A 25,731-nucleotide genomic window follows, 5' to 3' on the forward strand; every position below is an offset into this window, starting at 1 on the left:
CAAAACTCTATGCCTGTCTTTTTTCACCCGCCCATTACTGGGGATTCCTCAGCGCCTTCGCGGGGTTTTTTTATTTTGTCTTATACTGGCACAGGCAGCGTAAAGCATTTTGGTTGATCCCGGTCAAACATATCGGCTATGGCGTAAAAGGAAAAAGGCGGTATAATCCGGCGATTTTTTTTGTGGCTGCCCCTCAGAGGAGAAAGAGAATGAAGATCGTGGAAGTGAAACACCCACTCGTCAAACACAAGCTGGGCCTGATGCGTGAGCACGACATCAGCACCAAACGCTTCCGTGAACTCGCCTCAGAAGTTGGCAGCTTACTGACTTATGAAGCAACTTCCGATCTGGCGACCGAAAAAGTCACCATCGAAGGCTGGAACGGCCCGGTAGAAATTGAGCAGATCAAAGGCAAGAAAATTACCGTAGTGCCGATTCTGCGCGCGGGTCTGGGGATGATGGAAGGCGTGCTTGAGCACGTGCCGAGCGCGCGCATCAGCGTGGTGGGCATCTATCGTAACGAAGAGACCCTTGAGCCGGTGCCTTACTTCCAGAAGCTGGTATCCAACATCGACGAACGCATGGCGCTGGTGGTTGACCCGATGCTGGCGACCGGCGGCTCCATGATCGCCACCATCGACCTGCTGAAAAAAGCGGGCTGCTCCAGCATTAAGGTGCTGGTTCTGGTGGCGGCGCCGGAAGGCATCGCCGCGCTGGAGAAAGCGCATCCGGACGTTGAGCTGTACACCGCGTCCATCGACCAGGGCCTGAACGAGCACGGATACATTATTCCGGGGCTCGGCGACGCCGGCGATAAGATTTTTGGTACGAAATAAATGATGAAGTAGAAAAAGCCGACTTTGAGAGTCGGCTTTTTTTTGAATAAAACACACCAACAGCAATCAACAAACGACTCTCAGAGGAAAATGCCATGACGCGCCGTGCTATCGGGGTGAGTGAAAGACCGCCGCTTTTACAGACAATCCCGCTTAGTTTGCAACATCTGTTCGCCATGTTTGGCGCAACGGTACTGGTGCCCGTTCTGTTCCATATCAACCCGGCCACGGTACTGCTGTTTAACGGCATCGGAACGCTGTTATATCTTTTCATCTGCAAAGGCAAAATTCCGGCTTATCTCGGATCGAGCTTTGCGTTTATCTCCCCGGTGCTGCTTCTGCTGCCGCTGGGCTACGAAGTCGCTCTCGGCGGCTTTATCATGTGCGGCGTGCTGTTTTGCATCGTCTCCTTTATTGTCAAAAAAGCCGGAACCGGCTGGCTGGACGTGATGTTCCCACCGGCGGCGATGGGCGCGATTGTCGCGGTTATCGGCCTGGAGCTGGCGGGCGTGGCGGCGAATATGGCCGGTCTGCTGCCCGCTGACGGGCAATCGCCGGACAGCAAAACCATTATTATTTCGATGGTGACGCTGGCGGTGACGGTTTTCGGTTCGGTGCTGTTCCGCGGTTTCCTGGCGATTATCCCGATTTTAATCGGCGTCCTGGTCGGCTACGCGCTCTCCTTCGTGATGGGCGTCGTCGATACCACGCCCATCGCCGAGGCCCACTGGTTCGCGCTGCCGACCTTCTACACCCCGCGCTTTGAATGGTTTGCGATTTTCACCATTCTCCCCGCCGCGCTGGTGGTGATCGCCGAGCACGTTGGACATCTGGTAGTCACGGCCAATATCGTCAAAAAAGATCTGATCCGCGATCCGGGCCTGCATCGTTCAATGTTTGCCAACGGCCTGTCTACGGTGATCTCCGGCTTCTTTGGCTCCACGCCAAACACCACCTACGGCGAGAACATTGGCGTGATGGCGATCACCCGCGTCTACAGCACCTGGGTTATCGGCGGCGCGGCGATCATCGCGATTCTGCTCTCCTGCGTCGGCAAGCTGGCGGCGGCGATCCAGATTATCCCGCTGCCGGTAATGGGCGGCGTCTCGCTGCTGCTGTACGGGGTTATCGGCGCTTCGGGTATCCGCGTGCTGATCGAATCTAAAGTTGATTACAACAAGGCGCAGAACCTGATTCTGACCTCCGTTATCCTGATCATCGGCGTCAGCGGGGCAAAAGTGCATATCGGCGCCGCCGAGCTGAAAGGCATGGCGCTGGCGACCATCGTTGGCGTCGGGCTGAGCCTGATCTTCAAACTGATTAGCGTGCTGCGTCCGGAAGAGGTGGTTCTCGACGCTGCGGATAGCGAAGAAGCAAAACATTGATCCTTATACCGGGCGGCGATCCTGCCCGGTTCTCTCCTTGCGTATTTCTGTGCTAAACTCTCCGCGTTTTTCTGCAAGCCTATGTTGAGGTCCATCTGAACGCACCGGCACAGCTCTCTTTGCCACTGTATCTTCCCGATGATGAAACTTTCGCGAGTTTCTGGCCGGGCGATAACCCTTCTCTTCTTGCCGCCCTTCAGAACGTGCTGCGGCAGGAACATAGCGGATACATCTACATCTGGTCACGCGAAGGGGCGGGGCGCAGCCATCTCCTGCACGCGGCCTGCGCGGAGCTCTCCCAGCGCGGCGATGCGGTGGGCTACGTACCTCTGGATAAACGGACGTGGTTTGTTCCTGAAGTGCTGGACGGGATGGAGCACCTGTCGCTGGTTTGTATCGATAATATTGAGTGCGTAGCGGGCGATGAACTGTGGGAAATGGCGATTTTCGACCTCTACAACCGCATTCTCGAGTCCGGTAAAACCCGACTGTTGATTACCGGCGACCGACCGCCGCGCCAGCTCAAGCTTGGCCTGCCGGATCTGGCTTCGCGTCTTGACTGGGGGCAAATCTACAAGCTGCAGCCGCTGTCGGATGAAGACAAACTCCAGGCGCTTCAGCTTCGCGCCAGACTGCGCGGTTTCGAAATGCCGGAAGACGTCTGTCGGTTCCTGCTTAAGCGGCTGGATCGCGAAATGCGTTCGCTGTTTATGACGCTCGATCAGCTCGATCGCGCTTCCATTACCGCCCAGCGCAAGCTGACCATTCCTTTCGTGAAAGAGATCCTCAAGCTTTAGCGGGCCGCGGCCTGAGGATCAACAACTTAGTTAACGATTTCCAGAACCTGCTCCGGCGGGCGACCGATACGGGCCTCACCGTGGCTAACGACGATAGGCCGTTCAATCAGCTTTGGATTATCAACCATCGCCTGGATCAGCGCATCTTCGCTCAGCTGCGGGTTAGCGAGATCGAGGGATTTATAGAGATCTTCTTTCTGGCGCATTAAGTCGCGCGCGCTGGCCATCCCCAGCATCTTCAGCAGCTGGCGCAGCGTGGCGGCATCCGGCGGCGTCTCCAGATAGAGCACCACTTCGGGATCGATGCCGTTAGCCTTCAGCAGGCTCAGCGTGTCGCGACTCTTGGAGCAGCGCGGGTTGTGATAGATTTTGACCGTATCGGACATGAGGTCTCCTTACATTTTCTGGTACGGTTTGAAGCGTTCCTGCAGCTGACGCAGCTGATCGATACGCGCATCGTAGCGGGCCTGCTGCAGGCTGCCTAATTTTACCTGTGAGCTGGCGCTGCTGAGCAGGGTAATGGCCTGATCGAGTCGGCCAACCAGCGCCATGCCTTCCGCTCGGGCTGCCAGCTCCTGATCGCGATTTCCCAGTTTTGCTTCCGCTTGCGCCAGCAAATCCCAACCATTGACGTCATCTTTATTATTGAAGGTATAGCGGTTAAGGATCGTCGCCGCTTCCCCCGGCTGCCCGCCTTCCAGCAGTGCGTTGGCGAGGTTGAGCTGCAGCACCGGATTAGTACGCAGCTCGCGGGCGCCCTTCAGGCGATTAATCGCGTCTGTGGCTCTCTTTTGCCCGAGATCGATATCGGTCGCCAGGTCAAGGTACCAGGCGTTCTGCGGTTCGGCGCTAAGCAGCGGCTGCAGCGTTTTGCGCGCCAGATCGTAATTGTTATTGCCCATGGCCAGCAGCGCGCGGCCGTACTGGGCGGCGTGCTGCTCGCGAATATTGCCTTTTTCCCAGCTGCTCAGCAGGTCGTTGCCCAGCTTATTGTCGCCGGAGGTGTACATGCCCAGCGTTCTGGCCTTCGCCAGGTAGAAGTCAGCGGAGGACTGCACGACAACCGGGCGCATCTGGTTCGCACGGTTGCGGGCGTCGGCGAGACGGCTTTCCGGTAAGGGGTGGGTCAGCAGCATTTCCGGCGGCCGGGTGGAGTAGCGCGACTCGTCGAGCAGCTTACCCATAAACGCCGGCATCGCCTGCGGGTCGAACCCGGAGCGCTGAAGGACCTGAATGCCAATGCGGTCGGCCTCTTCTTCGTTTTGACGGGTAAAGCTGATCAGCCCCTGCTGGCTGCCCGCCAGGGTGCCGGTCAGCGCGGCCATCCCGGCCTGCGGGCTGGCCATCGCCAGCAGAATTGACCCCAGCGCGCCGACCCAGGTCAGCGGAGCGTTACGCTTTTGGTCTTCCATCGCGCGGGCGAGATGGCGCTGGGTGACGTGAGAAATTTCGTGCGCCATTACTGACGCCAGCTCGCTTTCGTTATCTGAATAGCGGAACAGTGCCGAGTGCAGTACGACGTTACCGCCGAAGAAAGCAAAGGCGTTTATTTGATCGTTATTAATCAGATAAAAGTGGAACGGGGTGCGAACGGAATTGGCGTGCGACACCAGGCGCATGCCTAAACCGTTAATATACTGCACCAGCAGCGGATCGTTGATTAACGGCGCGCTGCCGCGCAGCTGGCGCACGTAGTAATCTCCCATCTGCATTTCCTGGCCGATGGAGAGCGTGCTTCCTGCGGAGGTGCCCATGTCCGGCAGAGTGTCTGCGGTATCGGCAAAAGCAGGTAATATTGAACCCAGCGTCAGCGACGCTATGACGGTCGCCACCAGCGTTTTCTTCAACTGCCTGAACATAACCTCTGTCCTGTAATGTAGGTGTGCCAGTTTGACCGATTGTGCGGCGTAATGTTCCCTGACCGCAAGCAGGTCCAGCGAGTTTAGCCGTCGTTCGCGGCGTTGCAAATATGATATTCATCCGGCCAGTAATGTTTGTGGTTTTACCCATAAAAAGCGAAGTCTTTTTTGTGACATTTCGATACAATTCCTGAGATTGTTACAGCTCCGCTCTTCAGGGAAGGGTTTTATGCTCCAGATGTTAATGCAGTGGTACCGTCGTCGGTTCAGCGACCCGGAGGCGATAGCGCTGCTGGTCATTTTGCTGGCTGGGTTCGGCATTATGTTTTTCTTCAGCGGCCTGCTGGCGCCTTTGTTAGTGTCGATTGTTCTGGCCTATCTGCTGGAGTGGCCCACCGTCAGACTGGAGCGTATCGGGTTTTCACGTACCTGGGCCACCTCGGTCGTTCTGATTCTGTTCGTCGGCATTCTGCTGCTGATGGCGTTTGTGGTGATGCCGGTTGCCTGGCAGCAGGGCATTTATCTGATTCGCGATATGCCCGGGATGCTGAATAAACTTTCCGATTTCGCCGCCACGGTGCCGCGCCGTTATCCGGCCCTCATGGATGCCGGCATTATCGACGCGATGGCGGAGAATATGCGCAGCCGCATGTTAACCGTCGGCGACTCGGTGGTGAAATATTCGCTGGCCTCCCTGGTCGGGCTGCTGACCCTGGCGGTCTATCTGGTGCTGGTGCCGCTGATGGTTTTCTTTCTGCTGAAAGATAAAGAGCAGATGCTTAACGCCGTACGCCGGGTGCTGCCGCGCAACCGCGGCCTGGCCGGGCAGGTATGGAAAGAGATGAACCAGCAAATTACCAACTATATTCGCGGTAAGGTGCTGGAGATGATCGTCGTCGGCGTGGCGACGTGGATTGGCTTTATCCTTTTTGGCCTCAACTATTCGCTGCTGCTGGCGGTGCTGGTGGGGTTCTCGGTATTAATCCCCTATATCGGCGCGTTTGTGGTCACTATTCCGGTGGTGGGCGTGGCGCTGTTCCAGTTTGGCGCGGGAACCGAGTTCTGGAGCCTGTTTGCGGTGTACCTGATTATTCAGGCGCTGGATGGCAACCTGCTGGTGCCGGTACTCTTCTCGGAAGCCGTTAACCTGCATCCGCTGGTGATTATTCTGTCGGTGGTGATTTTTGGCGGTCTGTGGGGATTCTGGGGCGTGTTCTTCGCTATCCCGCTGGCGACGCTCATCAAAGCGGTGGTGCACGCCTGGCCGGATGGCCTGATAGTGGAAGACGAGCATTAGCGCGAAGCCGCAAGGAATACCCTAAAAAAAGACGCCGGGTGGTTGAGAACGACCCGGCGTCTTGCGTTTATCTTAGCGTCAGGCGTTTTCTTTCAGCCAGTTCAGCACCACGTCGTGGTGATTGCTGGTTTTGAAATCATCAAACACATGTTCGATTTTGCCGTTGGCGTCGATGAGGAAGCTAATACGATGGATACCGTCGTAGGTTTTCCCCATAAAGGTTTTTTCACCCCAGATACCAAACTGCTCGCATACCTGATGATCTTCATCAGACAGCAGAGTGAAGTTCAGCAGCTCTTTTTCGGCGAAACGGGAGAGTTTTTCTGGTTTATCCGTACTGATACCCAGTACTTCAACGCCTGCTTTTTTCAGGTCGTCCATATTATCGCGTAAACCGCACGCCTGTACGGTGCAGCCCGGGGTCATGGCTTTCGGATAAAAATAAACCAGAACACGCTGTCCCTGGAAGTCGGTCAAATTTACTTCCTCGCCGTCCTGGTCCGGTAAGCTAAATTTCGGTGCAATATCACCGGCTTTCAGTGGGTTCATCACTCAAACTCCATCCTGTTCATCATGCTGTGAATAATTAACAATGTTAATACTGCCTTGTGCATTCAGTTCTGTACATAGGGCTTTGAACGCTTGTTCGATATTTGATGCATTTTGCGTAGTCGGGCTGTGGGCGGTGATTTGAATAAAAAGCTGTGCTGACTCGTCGTTCGCTCCGGGCTGAGTGCGGGAAACCAGCTCGGCAATGTTCATTTTCCACGTATCGCACAGCGCCGTAAATCGCTCAATGATATGCGGCGAATCCGGCACCTCAACCTGAACCCAGACGGTGTTCTGCATCGCCTGAGGCGGTCTCGCGGTTGTACGCTTCATCACGATAAGCAGATCCAGCTCGGCGCCTTTCAGCGGCAGAGTGGATTCAATCAGGTTAATTGCATTCCACGAGCCGGAAAGCAGCATGATAAACGTAAACTCATCGCCAAGCATGGCCAGCCGACTGTCTTCAATATTACAGCCGCAGCTGCTGACGTGACGAGTGATCGTATTCACGATGCCTGGGCGGTCAGCACCCAACGCGGTAATAACCAGATAGTGTTGTAATGAGGCTGTCAAACCTGTTCTTCCTTTAAAAAGGTGAGGTAACGTTAGGAAAGCATAAAAAAAACCGGCATACAACATCCCTGATGGCATCGGGTCTCTTGCTTTTATTACGACTCCAAACGTAACATTGAGAATCTTGTCCCACTTATGCTCTGAGGATGGCCCATGTTTACGGGAAGTATTGTAGCGCTTGTCACGCCAATGGATGAAAACGGCAACGTCTGCCGGTCAAGCCTGAAAAAACTGATTGATTATCATGTCGCCAGCGGAACCTCGGCGATCGTTTCGGTAGGGACTACCGGAGAGTCCGCAACATTGAGCCATGAAGAGCATGGTGATGTGGTGATGCAGACGCTGGAGCTGGCCGACGGGCGTATCCCGGTCATTGCCGGTACCGGTGCAAATGCAACCGCAGAGGCGATTAGCCTGACCAAGCGATTTAACGATAGCGGCGTGGTTGGCTGCCTGACGGTAACGCCGTATTACAACCGTCCGACCCAGGAAGGGCTGTTCCAACACTTTAAAGCTATCGCAGAACATACTGACCTGCCGCAAATCCTGTATAATGTGCCGTCCCGTACCGGTTGCGATATGCTGCCTGAAACCGTTGGTCGTCTGGCGGAAATTAAAAATATTATCGGTATTAAGGAAGCGACGGGGAACTTAAGCCGCGTTCATCAGATCAAAGAGCTGGTTTCAGATGACTTTATTCTGCTGAGCGGCGATGACGCGACCGGAATGGACTTTATGCAGCTTGGCGGTCATGGCGTGATTTCCGTAACGACAAACGTTGCGGCGCGCGAAATGGCCGAGATGTGCCGACTGGCGCTAGCAGGTCAATTTGCCGAAGCTCGTGCGATTAACCAGCGTCTGATGCCATTGCATACCAAATTATTTGTCGAACCCAACCCTATTCCGGTCAAATGGGCCTGTAAGGCGTTGGGTCTTGTGGCGACCGATACGCTACGCCTGCCGATGACCCCGATTACCGAAAACGGTATTAAGGTTGTGACCGCAGCGCTGAAGCATGCCGGTTTGCTGTAAAGTTTAGGGAGATTTGATGGCTTACTCAGTACAGAAGTCGCGCCTGGCGAAGGTTGCGGGTGTTTCGCTGGTTCTACTCCTCGCGGCCTGTAGTTCTGACTCGCGCTACAAGCGTCAGGTGAGCGGCGACGAGGCCTATTTGCAGGCTACGCCGCTTAGTGAACTTCACGCGCCAGCAGGGATGATCCTGCCGATTCAGGTGGGTGATTATAATATTCCGGTTGCGACCAGCACCGGTAACACTGGCAAAGCCCTGGACATTCGTCCGCCGGCCCAGCCACTGGCGCTGGTCAGCGGCGCGCGTACGCAGTTTAACGGTGATACCGCGACGCTGATGGTGGAAAACGGACGCAGTGGTTCGCTGTGGGCGCAGGTGGCAAGCATCGTGCAGTCGAAAAACTACACTATCGCGAAACGCGACGATGCCAGCCAGACGCTGAATACCGACTGGGTCGAATGGAATCGCCTCGATGAAGACCAGCAGTATCGTGGTCGCTATCAAATCTCAGTTAAGCAGCAGGGCTATCAGCAGGCGGTGATCGTGAAGCTGGTGAATCTGGAGCAGGCGGGTAAACCTGTTGCCGATCCGGCTTCGCTGCAGCGCTACAGTACCGCCATGCTGAACGTCATCTCCGAAGGTCTGGATCTGAACGCCACCAGCGCGCAGAACGCCGCGCAGAAAAACGCCGGGGCGACCTTCGACGTGCAGAGCGGCGCTGATGATACCGGCCTGCCGATGCTGATCGTTCGCGCGCCGTTTAACCTGGTGTGGCAACGCCTGCCGGGCGCGCTGGAAAAAGTGGGCATGAAGGTCACCGATAGCTCTCGTTCTCAGGGCAGCTTCTCCGTCACCTACAAACCGCTTTCCGATAGCGGCTGGACCGATCTGGGCGCCCGCGACCCGCAGCTAGTTTCCGGCGATTATAAACTGCAGGTCGGGGACCTCGATAACCGCAGCAGTCTGCAGTTCATCGACCCGAAAGGCCATACGCTGACGCAGTCGCAAAATGATGCCCTGGTCGCCGTATTCCAGGCTGCATTAAGTAAGTAATTAACAGGGCTGGAGCAATCCGGCCCTTTTTAATGTATAGTGACGCAAACGTGTGCGTCGGCAGAAAAGCACAAATTTTTATCGTTAATCATCACTGGAGTGACAAAGATGCAAAAGCAAGCTGAGTTGTATCGTGGTAAAGCGAAGACGGTATACAGCACCGAAAACCCGGATCTGTTGATACTCGAATTCCGTAACGATACGTCAGCAGGGGACGGCGCTCGCATTGAGCAGTTCGATCGTAAAGGCATGGTGAACAACAAGTTCAACCATTTCATTATGAGCAAGCTGGCGGAAGCGGGTATCCCGACCCAGATGGAAGCGCTGTTGTCCGATACCGAGTGTCTGGTTAAAAAGCTGGATATGGTGCCGGTGGAGTGCGTGGTGCGTAACCGCGCTGCCGGTTCGCTGGTGAAACGCTTAGGGATTGAAGAGGGCATCGAGCTCAACCCGCCGCTGTTCGACCTGTTCCTGAAGAACGACGCCATGCACGACCCGATGGTCAACGAATCCTACTGTGAAACCTTTGGCTGGGTGAGCAAAGAGAACCTGGCGCGTATGCAGGAGCTGACCTACAAAGCTAACGATGTGCTGAAAAAGCTGTTTGACGATGCGGGCCTGATCCTGGTGGACTTCAAGCTGGAGTTCGGTCTGTTCAAAGGCGAAGTGGTGCTGGGGGATGAATTCTCTCCGGACGGCAGCCGTCTGTGGGATAAAAAAACCATGGATAAAATGGACAAAGACCGCTTCCGTCAGAGCCTTGGCGGCCTGATTGAAGCCTACGAAGAAGTCGCTCATCGCCTGGGCGTGAAGCTCGACTAATCCCCCGACGCCAGAAGAAGTTTTCTTCTTCTGGCGCTCTTCTTGCTGTTTCCTGTGGTAATCCTCCGCTGAACCGCCTACGATCTTATTCATTGGTTAATATGATGAATTGAGGTGCTTATGCGCTGGCAAGGACGTCGCGAGAGCGACAATGTGGAAGATCGTCGTGGTCAATCTGGTTCACCGATGGGCGGCGGAGGCGGTTTTCGTCTCCCCAGCGGTAAAGGCGGCATTGTACTGCTGATTATTGTTCTGGTGGCGGGCTATTACGGCGTGGATTTAACCGGCATGCTGACCGGCGAGCCGGTATCTCAACAGCAAACCACCCAACGCTCCATTAGCCCGCAGGATGAAGAGGCCGCGAAATTCACGAAGGTGATTCTGGCGGACACGGAAGATACCTGGGGCGCTATTTTTAAAGATATGGGCCGTCAGTACCCGCAGCCCAAACTGGTGATGTACCGCGGCGCGACGCGGACCGCCTGCGGCACCGGTCAATCGGTCATGGGGCCTTTTTACTGCCCTGCGGACAGCACGGTGTATATCGACCTGTCATTCTACGATGAGATGAGAAACAAGCTTGGCGCCGGCGGCGATTTCGCGCAGGGTTACGTTATCGCCCACGAGGTTGGCCATCACGTACAAAAGCTGTTGGGTATTGAATCGAAAGTGCGCCAGCTGCAGCAAAACGCTTCGCAGGCGGAAGCGAACCGTCTGTCGGTAAAAATGGAGCTACAGGCGGACTGCTTTGCCGGCGTCTGGGGCTACAACATGCAGAAGCAAGACTACATGGAGACCGGCGATCTGCAGGAAGCGCTGAATGCCGCAGAGGCGATTGGCGACGATCGCCTGCAGCAGCAGAGCCAGGGGCGCGTCGTGCCGGACAGCTTTACCCACGGAACGTCGCAGCAGCGCTATACCTGGTTTAAACGCGGTTTCGATAGCGGCGACCCGGCGCAGTGCAATACCTTCGGCAACGCGCTGTAATGCTCTGTTGTCATGGATGAACTGCGTCACCTGACGGCGCAGATGGCGCGCGAAGGCGTTCGTCGTCTGCTGGTCCTCAGCGGCGACGATGCCTGGACTCTGCGTCAGGCGCAAAGAGTACGTACCGCGCTGGCGGGCGACGGGCTGTGGGTCGGCCCGCGTCCGATGCCCGAGCCGTACGTCTCGTCTGCTGCCCTGAAATCGCTGCTGGGCCGCGAATTCCAGCACGCCTTTTTCGATGCCCGCGAGGGTTTTGATGTGGCGGCCTTTGCCGCATTAGCCGGTACGCTGCGCGCCGGAAGCTGGCTGGTATTGCTCACCCCCGACTTTGCGCAATGGCCGGCCCGTCCTGATGCGGATTCTCTGCGCTGGAGCGACGCTCCCGACCCCATCCCTACGCCGAATTTTGTTTATCGTTTTTGCCAACAGATTAGTGCGGATAACGCGTCCATTCTCTGGCGGCAGGGCAATGAACTTGCGGTGCCCGCGTTACCCGTGCGCCCGCCATGGCATCCCGCCGACGGACATCCGCAGGCGGAGCAGGCTGCCGTGCTTGCCGAACTGGCCCGGTTCCCTCCCGGTATTGCGGCGCTAACCGCCGAGCGCGGGCGAGGCAAGTCCGCGCTCGCGGGAATGCTTATTCGCCATCTGGGGGGAGATGCCATCGTCACAGCACCGGCGCGGGGAGCAGCGGAGGTGATGGCGACATTCGCCGGGGAGGCTTTCCGCTTTATGGCCCCCGACGCACTGCTGGCTTCCGGCTGCACCGCCGGATGGCTGATTGTCGATGAGGCCGCGGCCATCCCCGGGCCGCTGCTGCGCCAGCTGGTCTCCCGCTTCCCGAGGACGCTGTTGACCACTACCGTTCAGGGGTACGAGGGGACGGGACGCGGCTTTTTGCTTAAGTTTTGCGCCAGTTTTGCGCACTTACGGCAGTTTAGCCTGACGACGCCCATCCGTTGGGCAAGCGGCTGCCCGCTGGAGGCAGCGATTGCGCGGCTGCTGCTGTTCAACGACGAGACCTTTCAGCACGCGCCAGGCGGCGATATCGCGCTGGAAAGCGTCAGCCAGGAGAGCTGGCGGCGACAGCCTGCGTTACCGGAAGCGATGTATCAGCTGCTCTCCGGGGCCCACTATCGCACGTCGCCGCTGGACCTCCGGCGCATGATGGATGCGCCGGGGCAGCATTTTGCCTGCGCCCGCGGCGGGGAGCGCATCGCCGGATCGCTATGGCTGGTGGAGGAGGGCGGTCTTGAGCCGCCGCTTAGCCAGGCGGTGTGGGCCGGCTATCGTCGTCCGCGCGGCAATCTGGTGGCGCAGTCGCTGGCGGCGCACGGCGGTAGCCCACTGGCGGCTACGTTGGCGGGGCTGCGCATCAGCCGTATTGCCGTGCATCCGGCTCGCCAGCGCGAAGGGCTGGGGCAGCGGCTGGTGGTCCGGGCGGCGTCGCAGGCTGCGGACCGGGATTATCTCTCGGTGAGTTTTGGCTACACGCCTGAGCTGTGGCGCTTCTGGCAACGCTGCGGTTTTATGCTGGTGCGGCTGGGCACGCATCGGGAGGCCAGCAGCGGCTGTTACACCGCGATGGCGCTCTATCCTCTCAGCGAAGCGGGCCATCGCCTGGCACGCGAAGAAGCCCAACGGCTGCAGCGCGACGAATTCTGGCTGCGCGAGTGGCGAGATGAACCTGTGCCGCTGGCGGCGCTGAAAGCGACTATTCTTACTGAAGAAGACTGGCTGGAGGTGGCGGGTTTTGCTTTTGCCCATCGTCCGCTACTGACCTCGGCGGGTAGCCTCAATCGCCTGCTTATATTGGTGGAGCTGCCGCTTCCGGCGCTGCGGGCCCGCCTGCAGCAGCAGGATGAGGCCGCGCTTTGCCGGACGTTAGGCTTATCCGGACGGAAAGCGCTGCTGGCCAGGCTGCGCGAAGAGGCGGCGCAGGCGCTGCTCAGCCTGGATGAAAACCGCGCCAACGACCTGCGCCGGCAGGTTCAAATGCTGCAATTTTTTTAACTAACTCCTTCAGTTAAATGGCATGGTCATATTTCGCCTGCGGCGTAAACTTCCTTGCAGACATTAAGGAGACAGCCATGAAACACGATCATTTTATTGTTCAGAGCCCCGCGACACCTGCACAGCAACTGCTGCTGCTGTTTCATGGCGTCGGCGATAACCCGGTGGCCATGGGGCAAATCGGTAGCTGGTTTGCGCCGCTGTTTCCCGATGCGCTGATTGTCAGTATCGGCGGCGCTGAGCCGTGCGGTCCGCCTCCGGGACGCCAGTGGTTTTCCGTGCAGGGCGTTAGCGAAGAAAATCGCCAGCAGCGGGTGGATGCCATCATGCCGACCTTTATTGAAACGGTGCGCTACTGGCAACAGCAGAGCGGCGTCAGCCCGCAGGCGACGGCGCTGATCGGCTTCTCACAGGGGGCGATTATGTCGCTGGAGAGCATTAAAGCCGAGCCGGGTCTGGCCTCGCGGGTGATCGCCTTTAACGGCCGCTATGCGACGCTGCCGGAGACCGCGACGACCGCGACCACTGTTCACCTGATCCACGGCGGTGAAGATCGGGTGATCGATCTGGCGTGGGCGGTAGCGGGGCAGGAGGCGCTGCAGCAGGCCGGCGGTGACGTGACGCTGGATATTGTTGAAGATCTGGGGCACGCGATTGACGATCGCAGTATGCAGTTTGCCCTCGATCATCTGCGCTTTACCGTACCGAAGCACTATTTCGACGAAGCCCTCAGCGGCAGCACGCCGAAAGACAGCGATATTATTGAACTGCTGTGAATAATAAACCCGGAGGCGGCGCGATGCGCCTGTCCGGGCTACCGGACCTGCAGACGAGCAGGAAACCCGTAGCCCGGGCAAGGCGCGTTAAGCGCCGCCCCCGGGAAAAGAGCGCAGAGTGGGATAATTTCCCGGAGGCGATGCTGCGCATCAGTCCGGGCTACTTGACCCGCGTCGAACTCGCCGGGCGATTGCTTTATGGCAATCCGCAGTAAGATGTTACTTCTTCTTCGACGGGTCGTTCTTCGGCCAGTCGTCATCGTCGTCCCACTTGTCGTTGAAGTCGCGATGCGGGGGCAGATCCGGTTTATTGTTGAGAAATTTTTTGTGGTCAACGCGGGTCAGATCTTTAATCACGTTGATCATCACGCCCACCAAAAATACCAACACCAGAACCCACCAGTATTTCGTTAGCCAATCCATGCGCTTACCTCTTCTCTATTGATGCCGTCAGGCGACCAGCTGTTCCATGATACGTTGGTACATCCGCGCCAGCAGCTGGAGGTCGGCGGCATTCACACACTCGTTTATTTTATGAATGGTGGCGTTCACCGGCCCCAGTTCAACCACCTGCGCGCCCATACGCGCGATAAAGCGCCCGTCGGAGGTGCCGCCGTTGGTCAGCAGCTGCGGTTTTATTTCATTATAGTGCTCAATGGCGTTAACCACCGCATCAACCAGCTTACCGCGGCTGGTCAGGAACGGCTGGCCTGAGAGCCACCAGTCGACGCTGTAGCGCAGCGCGTACTTCTCCAGCAGCGCCACGACGCGCGCTTTAATCATTTCGTCGGTCAGCTCGGTGCTAAAGCGGAAGTTGAACTGGACGAACATATCGCCGGGAATTACGTTGTTGCTGCCGGTGCCGGACTGCACGTTAGCGATTTGCATACTGGTCGGCGGAAAGAACTCGTTGCCCTTATCCCATTCGATATTTACCAGCTCCGCCAGCATCGGCGCGGCGCGGTGCACCGGGTTATCGGCGAGATGCGGGTAGGCCACGTGCCCCTGTACGCCGTGAATGGTCAGGTTGCAGGTCAGAGAGCCGCGACGGCCGTTTTTCACCACATCGCCGACGACTTCAGTGCTGGACGGTTCGCCGACCAGGCAATAATCCAGGCGCTCGTTGCGCGCCATCAGCGCTTCAACAACCTTAACGGTGCCGTTTTTCGCGCTGGCTTCTTCATCAGAAGTGATCAGGAAGGCCAGACGACCTTTATGATTCGGATACTGAGCGACAAAACGTTCGGCGGCGACGACCATTGCCGCGAGCGAGCCTTTCATATCCGCGGCGCCGCGGCCAAACAGCATGCCGTCGCGAATGGTGGGTTCAAAGGGGGGATTAATCCAGCGATCGGCGTCCCCCGACGGGACGACATCGGTATGGCCGGCAAACGCCAGCGTTTCCCCGCGCCCGCGCCAGGCCCAGAAGTTTTGGGTATCCCCGAAATCCATCGGTTCAACGGTAAAGCCAATCGCACGCAGGCGTTCAATCATTAACGCCTGGCATCCCGCATCATCGGGGCTGAGGGAAGGGCGGCGAATAAGCTGCTGAGCCAGCTCAATGACCGGGCAAGACATAGACTACACCTCGTTAAACTGCTGATAACTTGATTCACTGAAACCCAGCAGCATAGGCTGACCGGGCGCGCAGAGCAATGGGCGTTTAATGATTGCCGGCATTTCCAGCATCAGTTTTGCCGCAGCGTCGGCGTTATTGATACCGGCGCGGACCGTTTCATCCAGCTTGCGCCACGTCGTCCCCCGGGTGTTAAGCAGGGCTTCCCAGCCGAGTTCAGCGATAAAGGTATCTAATAAAGTGCGATCCAGACCATCGACACGATAATCATGAAAGCGATATTCTATCTGCTGCGTCTCCAGCCAGCGGCGAGCCTTTTTTATGGTGTCGCAGTTTTTTATCCCGTACATGGTAAGCATGATTAAACCTTTTCCGTTGAATTAAACGATTGGCTAAGAATGTTCCGAATATATAAGCCCTGAATAAATAATACGTGAAATGCTTTAATAAATATCGTTTTTTCCCGTCGGGATATATTCATCGTTACATTTTGGCTGTTTTTTGAACGCCCCCTGACGGCGTTTCCTGGCCTCGAGGCGGATTCCGGTGATTCAGGCTGATGAACAAATGTTGCTAAATGTTGCTGTTGGTCACATTAAAATGCGCAAAATCGGCTCATAGTACTTACGAATGAAAGAGAACGTTCCGCAGGGGGTAATGAAAGTTATCAGTACGATAGCGCAAACAGGCTTTTAACCATCAATGAATTTGCATAAAATCACCCATAATAATAAGAGAGGCTATTATGATTGAACACGAACTGGGGAACTGGAAAGACTTTATCGAAGGCATGCTTCGTAAATAGTTTTCCGCAATAAAAGCATGGCGATTTCACAGGCAGAATAATAATGCAGTTGAAGCGACCACATGAAAAAGGCGACCTGTCCGGTCGCCTTTTCTGTTATTTGGCCCTGGCGAAAATATCGTCAGGGCGCGTCCCGATTATTGCGGCCGTTCCTTGAGCGGGAAGCGGCGGCGTACCAGCACAAAGAACAGCGGCACGAAGAAGATAGCCAGCACCGTGGCGGAAATCATCCCGCCCATCACCCCGGTGCCGACGGCATGCTGGCTGCCGGAGCCCGCCCCGGTGCTGGTGGCCATCGGCAGTACGCCGAAGATAAACGCCAGCGAAGTCATCAGGATCGGCCGCAGACGCTGGCGGCAGGCGGAGAGCGTGGCGGTAAGCAGATCTTCGCCTTTCTGATTCAGCTCATTGGCAAATTCGACAATAAGAATGGCGTTCTTCGCCGACAGGCCGATAACCGTCAGCAGGCCCACCTGGAAATAGACATCGTTTTCCAGGCCGCGCATCCAGGTCGCCAGCAGCGCGCCGATAACCCCCAGCGGCACCACCAGCATCACCGAGAACGGCACCGACCAGCTTTCATACAGCGCCGCCAGGCACAGGAACACCACCAGCAGCGAAATGGCGTACAGCGCCGGCGCCTGCGCCCCGGAGAGCCGCTCCTGATAAGACATCGCCGTCCATTCGAGACCAAAGCCGTTCGGCAGCTGCTGGGCCAGCTCTTCCATAATCGTCATGGCGGTACCGGTACTGACGCCCGGCGCGGCTTCTCCGACGATCTCTACCGCCGAGTAGCCGTTGTAGCGCTCCAGACGCGGCGAGCCTGTCTCCCAGCGCGAGGTCGCGAAGGCGGAGAAGGGCACCATCGTACCGCTGCTGTTGCGCACGTACCACAGGTTGATATCGTCCGGCAGCATGCGATACGGCGCGGCCGCCTGAACGTAGACCTTCTTCACGCGGCCGCGATCCATAAAGTCGTTGACGTAGCTTGACCCCCACGCGGTCTGCAGGGTGTCGTTGATATCGTCGATAGAGACGCCCAGCGCCTGCGCTTTACGCTGATCGATGTCCACCTGAAGCTGCGGACTATCGTCGAGGCCGTTGTGGCGGACGCGGGTGAGCTGGTTATTTTTGCCGGCCAGCTCCAGCAGGGTATCGCGGGCGGCCATCAGCGCTTCGTGTCCGTTGCCCGCGTGATCCTCCAGCTCCATATCGAAACCGGCGGAGCTGCCCAGACCGCTGATGGCCGGCGGACTGCTGGCAAAGACGCGCGCTTCTTTAATTTTGTTAAACGCTTTGGTTGCGCGTTCGATGATGGCAAAAGATGAACCGGTTGTGGGATCGCGTTCGTCCCAGTCCTTCAGGCGTACGAACATACGCGCCACGTTCTGGCCGTTGCCGCCGGGGCCGGAGCCGATGGTCGCGAACACCGATTCAACGTTTTGCTTCTCATTGTTCAGGAAGTAGTCTTCCGCCTGCTGCACCACCTTCAGGGTTTGCTGTTGGGTTGAGCCGCTCGGCAACTGCACCGAAGTGGTAAACATGCCGCGGTCTTCCAGCGGCAGGAATGACGTGGGCAGATGCAGAAACAGAAAGACCATCCCGCCCAGCAGCAGGACGTAGATCATTATCCAGCGCAGCGAACGATGAAGAATTTTGCCGACCGCGGTTTCGTAGCGGCTGGCGTTACGGTTAAACGTGCGGTTAAACCAGCCAAAAAAGCCCCGCTGCCCGTGGGTTTCGCCTTTATGAACGGGTTTAAGCAATGTGGCGCACAGCGCCGGGGTGAGGATCATCGCCACCAGCACCGACAGCACCATCGCCGAGACGATGGTAATCGAGAACTGGCGGTAGATCGCGCCGGTGGTGCCGCCGAAGAAGGCCATCGGCACAAATACCGCCGATAGCACCATGGCGATACCGACCAGCGCGCCCTGAATCTGCCCCATTGATTTTCGCGTCGCTTCACGCGGCGAGAGGCCCTCCTCGCTCATGATACGCTCGACGTTCTCTACCACCACGATGGCATCGTCCACCAGCAGGCCTATCGCCAGCACCACCGCGAACATGGTTAAGGTGTTGATGCTGTAGCCGCAGGCGTAAAGGACGGCAAAGGTTCCCATCAGCACCACCGGAACGGCGATGGTCGGGATCAGCGTGGCGCGGAAGTTCTGCAGGAACAGATACATCACGAGAAAGACCAGCGCGATGGCTTCAAGCAGCGTTTTCACAACGTCGGTAATCGACGCTTTAACGAATGAGGTGGTTTCGTAAGCGACTTTATATTCCAGGCCGTGCGGGAAATATTGCGACAGCTCGTTCAGACGGCTGATAACGCGTTCAGCGGTCGCCATTTCGTTTGCGCCAGAGGCCAGCTTAACCCCCAGCCCGGACGCCGCCTGGCGGTTGTAGCGGCTGAGGTAATCGTATTTTTCCGCCCCCATCTCGACGGTGGCGACGTCGCCAAGGGTGACTTCCGAACCGTCCTGATTAACCCGCAGGGTAATATCACGGAACTGTTCCGGCGTTTGTAACAGCGATTGTGAATTAATCGTCGCGTTGAGCGCCTGTTTATCCACCGACGGCGTGCCGCCCAACTGGCCGACGGCGATCTGCGCGTTCTGCGAAGAGATGGCATCAGTGACGTCTTTCGCCGTCATCTGAAAGCTGTTGAGTTTGGCCGGATCGAGCCAGATGCGCATCGAATACTGCGAACCATAGGCGTCAATATCTCCGACGCCGTTGACCCGGCTGAGCGGGTCCTGAATATTACTGGCGACGTAGTCGGCGATATCCTGTTTATCCATACTGCCGTCGGTAGAGACGAAGGCGATCGTCAGGATATTAGTATCCCCGGTTTTACGCACCGTTACGCCCTGGTTCTGGACGGCCTGCGGCAGTTTGCGCATCGCCGACTGTAGCTGGTTCTGCACCTGCTGGACCGCTTCATCCGGATCGGTCCCGGCGGTAAAGCTCAGCGTCACGGTGGCCTGGCCGGTGCCGCTGCTTTGGGATGACATATACATCAGGTTATCGAGGCCGGTCATATTTTGCTCGATAACCTGGGTGACCGTATTTTCCAGCGTCTGTGCCGAAGCGCCCGGATAGTTCGCTGTGATCCGTACGTTAGGCGGGGCAAGGTCGGGATATTGCTCAACGGGAAGCGACAAAATTGCGAGCGTACCGGTCAGGCATAAAAGTATTGCCAGTACCCACGCAAAAATGGGGCGATCGATAAAAAAATTCGCCATCAGAATTAGGACCTCATTTTGCACATTTTTTTGTTATTGCACAGCCTGTGACACTCTAGCGGCAAGCCCTCAGGCAATCGTGGAGAAAATAAGGAGATAGTGTAATTTATCGTGTGCCTTTTATGGCAGAGTAAAGAACTCTCTTTCTTCCTCTATCTGCTCCTTCCTTTCGGCGCGCCGCTGCGGTGGCGCATACGTAGCGCATTATTACTTAGCTAAATAAAACGTGATTTCATTTAAGTCAAAAAAATTGATCCACCTCGGGTTATTACCAAAAAATCGGCAACCTGTGCAAATGCACATTGTTCCGGCACCGTTTTGTCGGGTAATAGATAAGCATGCGAATTGAGGGGTTATTCACCACGAAGACTGAAGGATGTCATGAACCACTTTATTTTAAGCGATAGTCATAAGTGCATCGGATGCAAGGCTTGTGAAGTTGCCTGCGTCATGGCGCACAACGATGAGCAGCATGTTTTGACCCCGCAGCGTTTTTTGCCGCGCATTACGGTTATCAAAAACGAGCAAAAACGTAACGCCGTAACCTGCCACCATTGTGAAGGGGCGCCGTGCGCCCGCAGTTGTCCCAATGGCGCCATCAGCCAGCTTAACGACAGCGTCCAGGTTAATCAGGAGAAATGCATCGGCTGTAAATCCTGTATGGTTGCCTGCCCGTTTGGCGTGATGCAAATCGTCCTGACGCCGGTACAGGAGGAGAGGGTCAAAGCGACGGCGCATAAATGCGATTTGTGCAGCGGTCGCGAAGAGGGGCCCGCCTGCGTACAAAACTGCCCGGCCGAAGCGCTGGTACTGGCAACGGACAGCACGCTGGTGAATCTGGCGAAACAGCGGCGTCAGCGCGCGGCGCGTCTTGGCCACCCCGGCGCGGCGATGGCGCCTTGCTCCGCGGGCAAAGTCGCGCAGATGGCCGCGACGCCGCCGCGCGGCGAGCCCGACAAGCTATCCGCCGAGGCGCGTAAGGCCAATTTTAGCGAAATCTATCTGCCGTTCAGCGCCGGGCAGGCCAACCGCGAGGCGGAGCGCTGCCTGACGTGCGGCGAGCACAGCATTTGTGAATGGACCTGTCCGCTGCATAACCATATTCCGCAGTGGATTGAACGCGTGAAAGAGGGGGATATTTCCGCCGCCGTGGAGCTTTCTCACCAGACCAACTGCCTGCCGGAAATTACCGGCCGCGTCTGCCCGCAGGATCGCCTGTGCGAAGGGGCCTGCACGCTGCGCGATGAGCACGGTTCGGTGACTATCGGCAACATTGAACGCTATATCTCCGACCAGGCGCTGGCCAACGGCTGGCGACCGGATCTTTCTCAGGTCGTTGAAAGCGGCAAGCGGGTGGCGATTATCGGCGCGGGTCCTGCCGGGCTCGCCTGCGCCGACCGTCTGGTGCGTAACGGCGTGAGTCCGGTGGTCTTTGACCGTCACCCGGAAATTGGCGGTCTGCTGACCTTTGGTATTCCGGCCTTTAAGCTGGATAAATCTCTGCTTGCCCGGCGGCGGGAAATCTTTACCCAGATGGGCGTGCGCTTTGAGCTGAACTGCGAGATAGGCAAAGATATCCCGCTGACGACGCTGCTTGATGACTATGACGCGGTATTTATTGGCGCCGGAACCTATCGCTCGATGAAAGCGGATCTGCCGAATGAAGACGCGCCCGGCGTATATGACGCGCTGCCGTTCCTGATTGCCAACACCAAACAGGTGATGGGGCTGCTTGAGCTGCCTGAAGAGCCTTACGTCAACACCGAAGGGCTGAACGTCGTGGTGCTCGGCGGCGGCGATACGGCGATGGACTGCGTGCGTACCGCGCTGCGCCACGGCGCGAAGCAGGTTACCTGCGCCTATCGTCGCGATGAAGCCAATATGCCTGGTTCGAAGAAAGAGGTGAAAAACGCGCGCGAAGAGGGGGCGCAGTTTGAATTTAACGTCCAGCCGGTCACCCTGGAGCTGAACGAAAAGGGACACGTCAACGGCGTACGCTTTCTGCGTACCCGGCTGGGCGCGCCGGACGCTCAGGGGCGCCGCAGCCCGTCGCCAATCCCCGGAAGCGAGTTTGTCATGCCCGCCGACGCGGTGATCATGGCTTTTGGTTTCCATCCGCACGGTATGCCGTGGCTGGAATCGGTGGGCGTTAAGCTCGACAGCCGGGGTCGAATCAAGGCCAATGTGGAAAGCCGCTACCGCTACCAGACCACCCATCGCAAAGTGTTTGCCGGCGGCGATGCGGTGCGTGGCGCCGATCTGGTGGTGACCGCCATGGCGGAAGGCCGCCACGCGGCGCAGGGGATAATGGACTTCCTCGAGGTTAAATCGATCCCGCTTCACTGACGACAAAGCGGGCTTCACAGCGTAGTATGGAATCGTCATTTCACGCTGTGGGGCTCGTATGTCACTCAATATCAACATTATCAAAGATAAAATCCTCTCCGAAAACTGGTTCCTTTTGCGCAACATGACCTATGAACTGACGCGCAGCGACGGCAGCGTGGTTCGCCATAGACGCGAAGTCTACGATCGCGGCAACGGCGCTACCATCTTGCTGTATAACCGCCATAAGCAGACCGTCGTGCTGGTTCGCCAGTTCCGCATCGCGACCTGGATAAACGGCAACGAAGACGGGATGCTGATTGAAACCTGCGCCGGGCTGTTGGACAGCGATGAGCCGGAGGAGTGCGTGCGCAAAGAAGCCATTGAAGAGACCGGTTTCGAAGTGGGTGAAGTGCGCAAACTGTTTGAACTGTTTATGTCGCCCGGTGGCGTCACCGAGCTTATCTATTTCTTTATTGCCGAATATAACGATACTCAGCGGGCCAACGATGGCGGCGGCGTTGATGATGAAGATATTGAGGTGCTGGAGCTCCCTTATCATCGCGCGCTGGAGATGATGGCGAACGGGGAGATCCGCGATGGCAAAGCGGTGATCCTGCTGCAATATTTGCAAACCTCCGGGCTGATGAACGGGGATCTCTGATAAATCCGATTGAGTAAAACCTCGCCGCTGGTGAACATAGCCGCTGTGTATGGCGTTTTCTCCGGGGTTGTGCCGCTCATGTTGCATCGGGTTATTTTGTTTCTGCTTTTCGGTTTACTGCCGACGTCGCTGGTGCGGGCGGCGCCGGCACAACAGCTCTTCAATGACTGGCAGGTAACCTGCAACAATCAGAACTTCTGCGTGGCCCGCAACGTCGGGCTGCATCACGGCCTGGTCATGACCCTCACCCGCAGCGCCGGGGCGGCTACCAGCGCCAGCCTGCGCATTGAACTCGGCGGCGTGGGCAATCCGGTCGCGGCGCTGGCGCCGATTGCGCCGCGCCTTCGCCTCGATGGTAAACCCCTGTCTCTGGGCGATAAACATTGGCAGATCGCCGACAAACTGCTTGAAACCGACGATAGCGTCACCATTGATGCCTTTCTGCAGCAGGTGCAGGCAGCAAAGGCGATAACCCTCGAAAATGGCCTGCAGGCCATCTCTTTACAGGGGCTGAAAGCCGCCCTGCTGTTTATCGATAGCCGGCAGAAGCGCGTGGGGAGCGAAACCGCGTGGGTAGGGAAGGGGGAAGAGCCGCCGCTCAGCGTTCCGCCCGCCCCGGCACTGCGCTCGGTGGCGAGAATCGACGTGGCGGAGTCCCCCCTCAGCCGCGATGAACTTAACGATCTCATGGATTATGGCAACGAGCGCATGAACAGCAGCGCCTGTTCGCTGGATCCGTTTCGCCGCGAGGTGCGGGTTGCCGCGCTGACCGACGATAGGGTGCTGCTGATGACCAGCTGCGAAGCGGGCGCCTACAACACCATTTGGCTGGCCTGGCTGGTGTCGCGCCAGCGGCCGTATATTGCTCATCCGGTACGGCTCACTCTGCCTTTCCAGCCCCCCGGCGACGGGCCGCGCGATGTCGAACTGGTAAACGCCCGCTACGACGATCGACGCCAGGAACTGGTGACGCTAGATAAAGGGCGCGCGCCCGGCGACTGCGGGACGCAAACGCGCTGGCGCTATGACGGCCAGCGGTTTAGCCTTGTACGCTACGCGCGGCAGCCGCAGTGCGATAACTGGCAGGGGCCAGACGCCTGGCCCACGCTCTGGGTTACCCGTTCAGTACCTCGTCCCCTACGGTAACGATATGCTCAACGGTAAAGCCGAAGTAAGGGAAGAGCTTATCCGCGGGGGCCGATTCACCGTAGCCGGTCATGCCGACGATTTTGCCTTTTAGCCCCACATACTTATACCAGTAGTCGGCGATGCCGGCCTCAACCGCGACGCGGGCGCTGACGTCCGACGGCAGGACCGATTCCCGGTAGGCTTCCTCCTGGGCATCAAACACGTCGGTCGATGGCAGGGAAACCACGCGCACGTTCACCCCTTTGGCCAGCAGCTTCTCCGCCGCCAGCACGGTGATCTCGACTTCCGAACCGGTAGCTATCAGTATCAGGTCCGGCTTGCCGCCAGCGTCCTTCAGCACGTAGCCGCCGCGGGTGATATTCTGTACCTGCTCCGGCGTGCGCGCCATTTGCGCCAGATTTTGCCTTGAGAGGATCAGCGCCGTCGGCCCGCTGTGACGTTCGACCGCCAGCTTCCACGCCACCGCGGCCTCCACCTGATCGCACGGTCGCCAGGTGCTGAAGTTTGGCGTCAGGCGCAGGCTGGCCAGCTGTTCTACCGCCTGGTGCGTCGGACCATCTTCGCCGAGACCGATGGAGTCGTGGGTATAGACCATGATTTGCCGTGCTTTCATCAGCGCCGCCATACGCGCCGCGTTGCGGGCATATTCGACGAACATCAGGAAGGTGGCGGTATAGGGGACAAACCCGCCGTGATGCGCGATGCCGTTGGCGATGGCCGTCATCCCGAACTCGCGTACGCCGTAGTGGATATAGTTACCCGCCGGATCCTCTTTCAGCGAAGTCGATCCTTTCCAGATGGTCAGGTTGCTGGGCGCGAGGTCAGCGGAGCCGCCCAGCAGTTCCGGCAGATGCGGGCCGTAGGCATCGAGGGCATTTTGCGAAGCCTTGCGGGTGGCGATTTTCGCCGGGTTAGCCTGCAAATTGGCAATATACTTCCGCGTCGTTTCATCCCACGACTCAGGCAGTCCGCCGCTCATGCGCCGCGTAAACTCCGCCGCCAGCTGCGGATGAGCCTGCTGATAGGCGGCAAACTTCTCCTCCCAGCTTTTCTGCGCCTTTTGTCCCTTTTCACGCGCGTCCCAGGCCCGGTAGATCTCTTTCGGGATCTCAAACGCCGGGTGATGCCAGCCCAGCTGCTGGCGCGCCAGCGCCACTTCCTGTTCTCCCAGCGCCGCGCCGTGGGCCTCTTCTTTCCCTGCTTTATTCGGCGAACCAAAGCCTATCACCGTACGGCAGATAATCAGCGAGGGTTTGTCCTTCACGCTCTGGGCTTCCAGAATCGCTTTCTTCACGGCTTCGGGGTCGTGGCCGTCAATTTCATGCACCACATGCCAGTGATAGGCCTCAAAGCGTTTTGCCGTGTCATCGGTAAACCAGCCTTTGGTTTCGCCATCAATGGAAATGCCGTTGTGGTCGTAGAAGCCGATCAGCTTGCCCAGTCCTAACGTCCCCGCCAGAGAGCACACTTCGTGAGAAATCCCCTCCATCAGGCAGCCATCGCCCATAAACACGTAGGTGAAGTGATCGACGATCTCATGATCTGGCTGATTAAACTGGGCCGCCAGCGTGCGCTCGGCGATAGCCAGGCCCACGGCATTCGCCAGTCCTTGCCCCAGCGGACCGGTGGTGGTTTCCACTCCCGGCGTATAGCCAATCTCCGGGTGGCCCGGGGTTTTTGAATGCAGCTGACGGAAGTTTTTTATCTCTTCGATGGGCAGGTCATAGCCCGTCAGATGCAGCAGGCTGTAGAGCAGCATCGACGCGTGGCCGTTGGAGAGAATAAAGCGGTCGCGATCGTACCATTGCGGGTTTTCAGGATTGTGCTTGAGGAAATCGTTCCATAGCACCTCGGCGATATCGGCCATACCCATTGGCGCGCCGGGGTGGCCGGAGTTAGCTTTCTGGACTGCATCCATACTCAGGGCGCGGATGGCGTTGGCTAGTTCTCTACGGGACATAATGTGCTCCTGAAACAATAGGTT

The 25,731-nt window shown here is 57.6% G+C and carries 23 protein-coding genes and 1 pseudogene; 15 read left to right on the plus strand and 9 right to left on the minus strand.

Translation table 11 applies throughout. The features are described from left to right. Positions 1-209: 209 nt before the first annotated feature. From upp to SIK97_RS19875, 3 genes are all read left to right on the plus strand, one after another. Positions 210-836, plus strand: coding sequence for a uracil phosphoribosyltransferase (gene upp, locus SIK97_RS19865; protein ID WP_004123492.1), 627 nt, complete (start codon positions 210-212; stop codon positions 834-836). A gap of 95 nt (positions 837-931) precedes the next feature. Beyond that, positions 932-2,221 carry a uracil permease gene (gene uraA, locus SIK97_RS19870; protein ID WP_004853099.1) on the plus strand — a complete coding sequence of 430 codons (1,290 nt, stop codon included), beginning with the start codon at positions 932-934 and terminating at the stop codon, positions 2,219-2,221. 95 nt (positions 2,222-2,316) lie between these two features. Then, positions 2,317-3,018, plus strand: a complete 702-nt coding sequence (locus SIK97_RS19875) for a DnaA inactivator Hda (RefSeq protein WP_211800913.1) — start codon at positions 2,317-2,319, stop codon at positions 3,016-3,018. A 26-nt stretch (positions 3,019-3,044) separates the two neighbouring features. Here the strand turns inward: SIK97_RS19875 and arsC are convergent, their stop codons facing one another. Both arsC and bepA read right to left on the minus strand, forming a co-directional pair. Next, positions 3,045-3,404 (minus strand): arsenate reductase (glutaredoxin), encoded by a 360-nt coding sequence (arsC, locus tag SIK97_RS19880; protein ID WP_004853095.1) that lies wholly within the window; start codon positions 3,402-3,404, stop codon positions 3,045-3,047. A gap of 9 nt (positions 3,405-3,413) precedes the next feature. After that, the gene (bepA, locus tag SIK97_RS19885) at positions 3,414-4,877 is read right to left on the minus strand and encodes a beta-barrel assembly-enhancing protease (protein WP_004853093.1); all 1,464 of its coding nucleotides are present in this window, start codon (positions 4,875-4,877) and stop codon (positions 3,414-3,416) included. A gap of 229 nt (positions 4,878-5,106) precedes the next feature. Between bepA and SIK97_RS19890 the strand changes: the two genes are divergently transcribed. Continuing rightward, on the plus strand, positions 5,107-6,174 hold the full coding sequence (locus SIK97_RS19890; RefSeq protein WP_004123481.1) for an AI-2E family transporter: 1,068 nt from the start codon (positions 5,107-5,109) through the stop codon (positions 6,172-6,174). Between the two features lie 78 nt (positions 6,175-6,252). On the opposite strand, the gene bcp is transcribed toward SIK97_RS19890, so the two are convergent. Then, on the minus strand, positions 6,253-6,723 hold the full coding sequence (gene bcp / locus SIK97_RS19895) for a thioredoxin-dependent thiol peroxidase (protein ID WP_004104423.1): 471 nt from the start codon (positions 6,721-6,723) through the stop codon (positions 6,253-6,255). A gap of 3 nt (positions 6,724-6,726) precedes the next feature. Further along, entirely contained in the window at positions 6,727-7,296 is a 570-nt protein-coding gene (locus SIK97_RS19900; protein WP_004123480.1) for a glycine cleavage system transcriptional repressor, read from the minus strand. Between the two features lie 153 nt (positions 7,297-7,449). On the opposite strand from SIK97_RS19900, the gene dapA reads away from it, so the two are divergent. The 7 genes from dapA (at position 7,450) to SIK97_RS19935 (ending at position 14,192) form a co-directional block, all read left to right on the plus strand. Next, complete coding sequence (dapA, locus tag SIK97_RS19905) at positions 7,450-8,328, plus strand: 4-hydroxy-tetrahydrodipicolinate synthase (RefSeq protein ID WP_004853086.1); 879 nt, start codon at positions 7,450-7,452, stop codon at positions 8,326-8,328. A gap of 16 nt (positions 8,329-8,344) precedes the next feature. After that, on the plus strand, positions 8,345-9,379 hold the full coding sequence (gene bamC, locus SIK97_RS19910) for an outer membrane protein assembly factor BamC (protein ID WP_004853085.1): 1,035 nt from the start codon (positions 8,345-8,347) through the stop codon (positions 9,377-9,379). 108 nt (positions 9,380-9,487) lie between these two features. Further along, on the plus strand, positions 9,488-10,201 hold the full coding sequence (purC, locus tag SIK97_RS19915) for a phosphoribosylaminoimidazolesuccinocarboxamide synthase (RefSeq protein WP_004104417.1): 714 nt from the start codon (positions 9,488-9,490) through the stop codon (positions 10,199-10,201). A gap of 120 nt (positions 10,202-10,321) precedes the next feature. Then, a complete protein-coding gene (locus SIK97_RS19920) occupies positions 10,322-11,188 on the plus strand; it encodes a neutral zinc metallopeptidase (RefSeq protein WP_014839185.1) in 867 nt (288 codons plus the stop codon). Between the two features lie 12 nt (positions 11,189-11,200). Further along, a complete protein-coding gene (locus tag SIK97_RS19925; RefSeq protein WP_057174119.1) occupies positions 11,201-13,201 on the plus strand; it encodes a tRNA(Met) cytidine acetyltransferase TmcA in 2,001 nt (666 codons plus the stop codon). Positions 13,202-13,278: 77 nt separating this feature from the next. Then, a complete protein-coding gene (gene ypfH / locus SIK97_RS19930) occupies positions 13,279-13,977 on the plus strand; it encodes an esterase (protein WP_004853078.1) in 699 nt (232 codons plus the stop codon). After that, entirely contained in the window at positions 13,974-14,192 is a 219-nt protein-coding gene (locus SIK97_RS19935; RefSeq protein ID WP_239692889.1) for a hypothetical protein, read from the plus strand. The genes ypfH and SIK97_RS19935 overlap by 4 nt, the downstream gene beginning before the upstream one ends. Before the next feature lie 4 nt (positions 14,193-14,196). On the opposite strand, the gene SIK97_RS19940 is transcribed toward SIK97_RS19935, so the two are convergent. The 3 genes from SIK97_RS19940 to SIK97_RS19950 are packed head-to-tail and all read right to left on the minus strand — an operon-like array spanning position 14,197 to position 15,912. After that, entirely contained in the window at positions 14,197-14,400 is a 204-nt protein-coding gene (locus SIK97_RS19940; protein ID WP_004123464.1) for a YpfN family protein, read from the minus strand. Positions 14,401-14,427: 27 nt separating this feature from the next. After that, positions 14,428-15,555, minus strand: a complete 1,128-nt coding sequence (gene dapE / locus SIK97_RS19945) for a succinyl-diaminopimelate desuccinylase (protein WP_004853076.1) — start codon at positions 15,553-15,555, stop codon at positions 14,428-14,430. Positions 15,556-15,558: 3 nt separating this feature from the next. Further along, positions 15,559-15,912, minus strand: a complete 354-nt coding sequence (locus SIK97_RS19950; RefSeq protein WP_004853073.1) for an ArsC family reductase — start codon at positions 15,910-15,912, stop codon at positions 15,559-15,561. Positions 15,913-16,298: 386 nt separating this feature from the next. On the opposite strand from SIK97_RS19950, the gene ypfM reads away from it, so the two are divergent. After that, entirely contained in the window at positions 16,299-16,358 is a 60-nt protein-coding gene (gene ypfM, locus SIK97_RS19955; RefSeq protein WP_100181659.1) for a protein YpfM, read from the plus strand. Positions 16,359-16,495: 137 nt separating this feature from the next. On the opposite strand, the gene acrD is transcribed toward ypfM, so the two are convergent. Next, positions 16,496-19,609, minus strand: coding sequence for a multidrug efflux RND transporter permease AcrD (gene acrD / locus SIK97_RS19960; protein ID WP_004853071.1), 3,114 nt, complete (start codon positions 19,607-19,609; stop codon positions 16,496-16,498). Between the two features lie 381 nt (positions 19,610-19,990). Between acrD and aegA the strand changes: the two genes are divergently transcribed. The 3 genes and pseudogenes from aegA (at position 19,991) to SIK97_RS19975 (ending at position 23,744) form a co-directional block, all read left to right on the plus strand. Further along, positions 19,991-21,955 carry a formate-dependent uric acid utilization protein AegA gene (gene aegA, locus SIK97_RS19965; protein ID WP_025106618.1) on the plus strand — a complete coding sequence of 655 codons (1,965 nt, stop codon included), beginning with the start codon at positions 19,991-19,993 and terminating at the stop codon, positions 21,953-21,955. 58 nt (positions 21,956-22,013) lie between these two features. Further along, positions 22,014-22,611: pseudogene (gene nudK / locus SIK97_RS19970) on the plus strand (GDP-mannose pyrophosphatase NudK). A 65-nt stretch (positions 22,612-22,676) separates the two neighbouring features. Then, positions 22,677-23,744, plus strand: coding sequence for a DUF1176 domain-containing protein (locus SIK97_RS19975; RefSeq protein WP_032693170.1), 1,068 nt, complete (start codon positions 22,677-22,679; stop codon positions 23,742-23,744). On the opposite strand, the gene tkt is transcribed toward SIK97_RS19975, so the two are convergent. Continuing rightward, positions 23,713-25,707 carry a transketolase gene (tkt, locus tag SIK97_RS19980; protein ID WP_032750864.1) on the minus strand — a complete coding sequence of 665 codons (1,995 nt, stop codon included), beginning with the start codon at positions 25,705-25,707 and terminating at the stop codon, positions 23,713-23,715. The two genes, SIK97_RS19975 and tkt, sit on opposite strands and share 32 nt — an antisense overlap. Between the last annotated feature and the right edge of the window lie 24 nt (positions 25,708-25,731).

It is taken from the genome of Klebsiella sp. JN_Kp126 (genome assembly GCF_033843325.1).
Classification (GTDB): domain Bacteria; phylum Pseudomonadota; class Gammaproteobacteria; order Enterobacterales; family Enterobacteriaceae; genus Klebsiella; species Klebsiella michiganensis.